This window comes from Peribacillus huizhouensis (assembly GCF_014138605.1).
Taxonomy (GTDB): domain Bacteria; phylum Bacillota; class Bacilli; order Bacillales; family DSM-1321; genus Peribacillus; species Peribacillus huizhouensis.
Genome location: NZ_JACJHX010000019.1, coordinates 20980 through 27830, shown reverse-complemented (window position 1 = coordinate 27830; position 6851 = coordinate 20980). Strand labels below are relative to the sequence as shown.

Here is a 6851-nt window from a genome sequence, read left to right as displayed (position 1 = left end):
AAGAAGCTGCGGAAGAAACTACTGAAGCAGTAACTGAAGGAACAGAAGAAGTTGCGGAAGAAACTACTGAAGCAGTAACTGAAGGAACAGAAGAAGCTGCGGAAGAAACTACTGAAGCAGTAACTGAAGGAACAGAAGAAGTTGCGGAAGAAACTACTGAAGCAGTAACTGAAGGAACAGAAGAAGTTGCGGAAGAAACTACTAAAGCAGTAACTGAAGGAACAGAAGAAGCTGTTACAGCAGGAACAGAAGATGAAAAATCTTTTGAGGAAAAATTCAATGAATCTGCGATTAACAAGTTTAACTCTCAAGCTGGTGAGCATGCAAGTGAGACAGCGAAAGAACATGCATCAGTTAACTCTGCTGTTCTTGCAGCTCAGATTGAAGTGACTCCAGTAGCAGTGACAGCGTCTGTAGAATAAATCATTTTTTGAAGAATGGGTGCTTAAAGCAATCATTCCTAAAATCAATATAATTGAATCTTATGTTTCAGATTAAAAAGAAGTGGAAATAAGATTAATTTCTCCCTTATACCAAGAACAGCGAATGCTTATCTTGGTTATAAGGGTTTTTTGATTTTTATGAGGAAATTAAGATCTTTTCTTGTTAAAAGCCACATTCCGTATAGGAATTTTTCAGGGCCCCCCTCTGATGGCTCTGTTTATCTAAGCAAGGTTATTTGATGACTTTTCATATTCAAGACATCATTACACTGATTACATTGTTTACTGAGTTAAGATATCAAGTATTCTTTTCACTCAATTCTTCTTAGAATACTTTAAAAACTCCTGATTGTTATCCTTCTCTATTTGGGGTCAAAAAAATAACCGCAGCTTGGATAAGCATTTATGGAGCTATTCAAACATAAACTAAGATATTTCACAAAAGCGAAGTGAAGGCAGGAAGGAAGGGAAAAAGGGGATAGAGTGCAATATTGAATTAATTGTAAGCGAATATACAGTTGGGTATGTGTGAAGTTAGAAGTTCGAAAACTATTGAAACAACTTACGGATATTTAAGTTAATTAGTGGATAGGGAGGGGTAGAAATAAATGGCTGATACTTATGCAAATTATAAAGAATTAGCAGCTGTGGAGGTAAAAGGAGTTGACTATGACATTCGTTCTCATAAGGTGAATGGATCTAAAACCATCATTTTTACTCCACATGGAGGAGATATTGAACAGCCAGGATTACAGATCGGCACAAAACACTTCTGCCGGATACTGATTCTAAAGGTTTTAGAATTTGTCCGTTGTTTGCCATCCTCAAAACGCTTTTATGGTCTACACCTAAAATACGGCTTACTTCATTTCCCCCAATTAAATTAAGGTCACGAAATTTACTAAGTGGATCTTTTGAATGTTTCACTATAGGAATCATTCTTAACCACATCCTTAAAATATATATTTGCGGTTTGCGGCCAACTTAAGTTTTATTAATGTCTTATCATGAAAAAACCTACAACCCATTATCTCAACATTTGAAAATGAGCACAATACATTTTTGTGTACCAATAGAGTACACACTGTTTCAACAGATTCAAGCGCATGAAATAGAGGTGTGAAATTGTTCTGTTAGAGTTGTTCAAAATAGTAATTATCGTTCCGTTCGTAAAAGTACACTTTTATGAACGGTTTATTTTTACTATAATTCAGCTGTTTTTTACGTTCGTAAAACATCTAAAAATATTTACGAACGTTCACTCATTTTCATATACTTTTATGAACGTTTTTTAGTAGAATAATAGAAAATAGAATGAAAATGAGGTAGATACAGATGGATGATCGAAAGTTTGGATACATAAGAGTTAGCAGCAAGGATCAAAATGAGGGACGACAACTCGAAGCTATGAAAGAAAAGGGGATAGGCGAACGAGATATTTTTATGGACAAACAAAGTGGCAAGGATTTCAATCGAACCCAATATCAGTTGCTTAAACGAATGTTGAGAAAAGGAGACGTGCTATATATCCATTCCTTGGATCGCTTTGGCCGGAACAAAGAAGAGATTCTTCAGGAGTGGAATGATATCACAAAAAATATTCAGGCGGATATCGTGGTCATGGATATGCCGTTGTTGGATACTACACAGTATAAAGATAGTCTAGGTACATTCATTGCGGATTTAGTTCTGCAAATTCTTTCCTGGATGGCGGAGGAAGAACGGGACCGCATCCGGAAACGGCAACGTGAAGGAATTGATATGGCATTGAAAAATGGTGTACCCTTCGGCCGACCGAAAGCTCAAATAACGGAAGAATTTAAAGAAGTCTATGAGTTTTGGAAAGTAGGAGAGATAACAGCCGTAAAAGCCATGGCGAAATTGGGCGTTAAAAAGACAACTTTTTATAAGCTGGTAAAGGAATATGAAGAAGACTTTCAATAGTACACTATATAATGGAAGAAACTCGTCAAAAAAGTAACTTTTTCCATGGGAGAAAGGGGAGGCGGGTGTATTTTTAATGAACCAGAAGTGGCTCGGCATTATTACCGAGTTAATACCCGAAGAGGAATGGTCCAAGTTAAAATTGCGATAGATGGCTTCTTCAACTAAAGGGTGCTTGTGCGGCCGAGCCTAGGTCGTATCATATAACGGGTGGGATTCCCGTCGAGAAAGAACTAGCCATTCACTCGTAGCGAGTCTTGGAGGGCTAATGGTAACATTAGCCTTTAAGCGTAGACAGTTAGGTGGCGGGCCGAAAGCCACATGGTTGAAGGGATTGAGCTCCATAATGTTAGTAAATCGGATGGAGGAAAGGCTGCTACCAGTTATCACCCTTACTAGAGACACATTTACTACACACAGAGGTAGGTATACTAAATGGTAACAAAACTACTAAGGATAGCAGAATTAGCAAAAGTAAATCCCTTACTCGGGATAAATTCAGACTCTTTCTTTATAAATATCCGAAACCTTCACCAAGAGTTAAGGTGAATATATATGACTGAAGAAAAGTGATTAGCTACATTTTGTGAATGATGACTAGGAGGAGCCGTGTGCGTAAATAGCGCAAGCACGGTTCTGTGAGGGGGGAGGAACACAATCTACCGTAAGGTAGAGAGGTTCCCTTCTACTCGGCTAGTGAAAAAAAGACTGTCTTTTTGACGGTCCTTTTTTGGTGAGATTAACACAAATACATTTTTGTAAAGTGCCTGCTACTTATTTATAGAGTTATTATTGCTCTCATCATGATTTTTGGAAGCTGTTTTGTCATCGACTACAGCCCCCTCTACAATCTGGTTACCGATAGCACCTCCTGAAACACCGCCTATTACAGTACCAATTAGTCCAAATTGAGCACCTATCATAGCACCCGCAACGGCTCCATTAAGAGTTCCTGCTGTTGCTGCTTCACCAAAGTCACTCGTACCTTGATTAGCATTACTACCAGCTCGATTGTTGCCACTTTCTTCTACATTTCCACCAAAGTTATTGCGTTCGTTACTCTGATTCATCTATTCACTTCCTTGTTTATTAATGGGGAATATGCTGGTGATGAAATCACACCATCCTAAACATATACTACCCAGCTGAAGTAGTTTTACTCACTATATGTTGGTTCAAGATATGGTTGTTTTATCGGCAGCCATTTTTTCTTGTTCAACTAACGGGTGCTTAGTTAAGTAAGAATTAAGAAATCGTTATCATGTTTCAGTTCTTCCATTAAAGGGCCATTTAATTGAGGAAGAATCTCAAGCAAAATTGAATACTTATTGTAATGCTAGTGTGGTGTTTGTGAAATTTTGGCGGAAAGAGGGTCTCAAAAGTCTATCTGAACGATACGAAACTTTACGTCACATTTAATTTGAACCGCCGTATACCGAATGGTACGTACGATGATGTGAGAGGTCGGGGGTTAGTCACCCCTCTCCTACTCGATTGATTAAATTCACAAATCTCATTCGAAAGATTTGGAAAGGAGGGTGGGGCGCTCGTCAAGTTGGGTGTTTGCACCAAACCTAAAGAAACGGGGTTTTATAAAAAGCGTAATAAAGGGTCATATTTTTACTCCAAATCCCGATTTTAAGGATTGTGCAAGGCACGATTCAGAAAATTTTGTTACACCATAGAGTATTCCACGGACGGTATTCATACGTAAGAAAAGGAGAGCAATCACAGTGATCAGCTCTCCTTTTTAGTATTTTGTGAGGGAAAAATCAATACTATTAGCAATTAGATAAAGTGAATGGTGAATGAGAAGTCTTTGAATAGGAGTTAAATGATTGGCTACAGTCATTCGAGGTTTTTAACGAGTGTTTTCATATCCAGAAAAGTTGATAGATTTTTTTATAGAAGAAACTAGTTAAAAAAGGGCATCCGCTTAGGAAGAGGCAGATGCTTTTTCAACGAAGTAATTCCTTCTACGTAACGAAAAGGAGGTATTTCTACGGTGAAAAGGTGATTTCATTACGAAAAATCCTTTACTATTTCATGAATTTTTTCAGGTTTCAAAAAGGAGGAGATTGATTCTTCGGTTTGAAGGGTAAGTGAAGCACCAGCAAGACCTAGTTGGCAAGCACTAAAAAGCGATTCTTCGTTTAAGATTCCATAGATTGCACATGAAGCAAATGCTTCCCCCGCCCCTGTGACATCAACAACATCCGTTTTAAAAGGAGGCAAGTGTCCAGATTCCTCAGTAGAAAAATAATAGCCCCCCTGATTACCAAGTGTGATAATAATTTTTTTGACGCCACGCTGGCTAATTATTTCACAAGCTAATTGACAATCATCGATTGAGTCGATTTTTATGTCAGCAAGTATTTCTGCCTCTTCTCGGTTAGGTAGCATCATTTCTACACCGTCAAGACGTAATGGAAGTTTTCGTGCTTTGGCTGTTGATACCGGATCAATGTACATCGGAATGTTTTCATCACGGCAGCGATTAATTAAATAATCGAGGCATTTCTTAGGGATATTCATATCCAAAAAAACAGCTTGAGCGGAAACAATATAGGACCATTTTTCCTCAAACATGGATGTTGTCATTTTTTCATAAATATTCATATCAGCCATAGAGACAATACTTTCACCATTTATATCTAATAAGGTGGTAAAAGTCCCTGTTCGTTCTGTTGGTAACACCCATACTTGACTAACATCGACTCCTTGACTTTTCGTTTCATTCAGTATCCAATTACCTTCTTTGTCATCCCCTACGCAAGTCATAAGAGTAGTGCTACAACCAAGTCGACTTAAATTCCCGGCAAAGTTGCGTGCTACACCACCACAAGTTTCAGTAATTTTTACCGGATTAGATGAATATAAACGCACCTCCTGATTTGATCGTGCTTTCCGGTCTGTGTTTGCCCCTCCTATACAGACGATCGACGATTCTTCTTGGAGAATATAGGCGCGTCCTTTGATTTCCCCGCGTCTTGTCAGGTTAGCGATATAATTGGCGACTGCAGGTCGTGATAAACCAACTTTACTTGATAATTCTTGCTGTGAAATGAAAGGATTCATTTTTATGTAATGTAAAATTTGTTTCTCTTTATCCATAGCACAACCTCCTCCCTTATTGAACTTTAGTTTATTATATAAACAAATGTTTGTAAATGTATATTTGCAAATAGAATAATACTAATTTTACCTTCTGCCTGTTTACACAGATTGAAGAAAGTTTTACAGACAAATGATAGGTTAAACTATAATAACCAAAAAAAAGAGATTGTAAATACGTCTATCTTTGAATTATATTGAAGACTATGATTTTTTGTAGGTTTTCTAAAAATCATAGTCATAATTGAGCGGATAATAAACATGTAGGAGGAAATATAATGATGAAAACGTATTTGTACCCTTTGTTGGTCGTTATAGCAGCTAGTAGTTATGGTGTCGTTTCAACGATCATAAAACTAGCCATGCGCAGTGGTTTTTCAGTTTCTGAAGCAGTGACAAGTCAATTCTTCTTTGGTTTTTGTATCGCGGTGTTTATTTTCATTGTTACAAATCGAACAAAATTAAGCTTTAATGGGATTAAAATTCTGATCTTTGCTGGTGTTTTTACAGGGTTGACTAATATTTTATATGGTCGTTCTTTGAACTATTTACCTGCTTCTTTGGCCGTTGTACTGTTGTTTCAATTTACATGGATCGGCATGTTGATTTCTTGTATAACCAAACGCCAATTTCCCAGTCGAATTGAAACGATATCTTTACTAATCTTGGTCATTGGGACGATACCAGCGGCTGGTTTAATAGATGTTGATGTATCTCAAATACCTTTCCAAGGATGGTTATGGGGGTTAGCAGCAGCACTTTGTTATTCCTTATTTTTATTTTTTAACGGGAAGGCCACAACAAATATGAATACCTCTAATCGTTTAGTATTGGTTTCATTCTTTGCTTTGATGATGTCTGTTGTTTTTCAATCACCGGAAGTGATTTGGAATGGCACTTTGTTTAGCGGGGGACTTTGGATGTATGGGTTGGCATTAGGGTTATTTGGGATGATTATTCCGGTATACTTATTCACGATTGCAATTCCTAAAGTTGGATTAGGTATGTCATCCATATTGGGTGCTATTGAATTGCCAATCGCTGTTATGGTGTCCGTCATCTTGTTAAGTGAACATGTTACTACACTGCAAATAGTTGGGATTGTAACCATTCTTCTCGGAATGACCTTACCAACAATGCTTAATAGTAATATATTGTTAATTAAAACCAAAGTTAAGCAACATTAGTACTAAGTAAAACTTACATGGTGTTGAATTTTAAAAAACATATTAGTAGGTGTTTGCATTTCCGTTATACGAAATAAAAACCACACTGATAAGTTGGCATTTTCAACATCATGTCATTGCTAATAAAAATATTTATTTTAAGGTGATTGACAATTTTAAAAAG

General features: G+C 37.2%; 6 protein-coding genes. 4 read left to right on the top strand and 2 right to left on the bottom strand.

The annotated features are described in order from the left end of the window. The 3 genes from HNP81_RS19985 to HNP81_RS19975 form a co-directional block, all read left to right on the top strand. A partial coding sequence (locus HNP81_RS19985) for a hypothetical protein (protein WP_376766772.1) occupies positions 1–422 on the top strand: 422 nt, incomplete at its 5' end. A 629-nt stretch (positions 423–1051) separates the two neighbouring features. After that, positions 1052–1330: a poly-gamma-glutamate hydrolase family protein gene (locus tag HNP81_RS19980; protein ID WP_182503796.1), complete on the top strand. Its 279-nt coding sequence runs from the start codon at positions 1052–1054 to the stop codon at positions 1328–1330. Positions 1331–1778: 448 nt separating this feature from the next. Then, positions 1779–2387 (top strand): recombinase family protein, encoded by a 609-nt coding sequence (locus HNP81_RS19975; RefSeq protein WP_182503795.1) that lies wholly within the window; start codon positions 1779–1781, stop codon positions 2385–2387. Positions 2388–3157: 770 nt separating this feature from the next. On the opposite strand, the gene HNP81_RS24085 is transcribed toward HNP81_RS19975, so the two are convergent. Continuing rightward, positions 3158–3457 (bottom strand): glycine zipper 2TM domain-containing protein, encoded by a 300-nt coding sequence (locus tag HNP81_RS24085; protein WP_246399494.1) that lies wholly within the window; start codon positions 3455–3457, stop codon positions 3158–3160. A gap of 952 nt (positions 3458–4409) precedes the next feature. Further along, entirely contained in the window at positions 4410–5501 is a 1092-nt protein-coding gene (locus HNP81_RS19965; RefSeq protein WP_182503794.1) for a PfkB family carbohydrate kinase, read from the bottom strand. Positions 5502–5779: 278 nt separating this feature from the next. On the opposite strand from HNP81_RS19965, the gene HNP81_RS19960 reads away from it, so the two are divergent. Beyond that, positions 5780–6688 carry an EamA family transporter gene (locus HNP81_RS19960; RefSeq protein ID WP_246399492.1) on the top strand — a complete coding sequence of 303 codons (909 nt, stop codon included), beginning with the start codon at positions 5780–5782 and terminating at the stop codon, positions 6686–6688. Positions 6689–6851 lie beyond the last annotated feature (163 nt).

What these genes read in the sequence shown, in the direction of transcription:
- HNP81_RS19960 (WP_246399492.1), top strand. Translation starts at nt 5,780, where the DNA reads ATGATGAAAACGTATTTGTACCCTTTGTTGGTCGTTATAGCAGCTAGT.
- HNP81_RS24085 (WP_246399494.1), bottom strand. Translation starts at nt 3,457, where the DNA reads ATGAATCAGAGTAACGAACGCAATAACTTTGGTGGAAATGTAGAAGAA.
- HNP81_RS19965 (WP_182503794.1), bottom strand. Translation starts at nt 5,501, where the DNA reads ATGGATAAAGAGAAACAAATTTTACATTACATAAAAATGAATCCTTTC.
- HNP81_RS19980 (WP_182503796.1), top strand. Translation starts at nt 1,052, where the DNA reads ATGGCTGATACTTATGCAAATTATAAAGAATTAGCAGCTGTGGAGGTA.
- HNP81_RS19975 (WP_182503795.1), top strand. Translation starts at nt 1,779, where the DNA reads ATGGATGATCGAAAGTTTGGATACATAAGAGTTAGCAGCAAGGATCAA.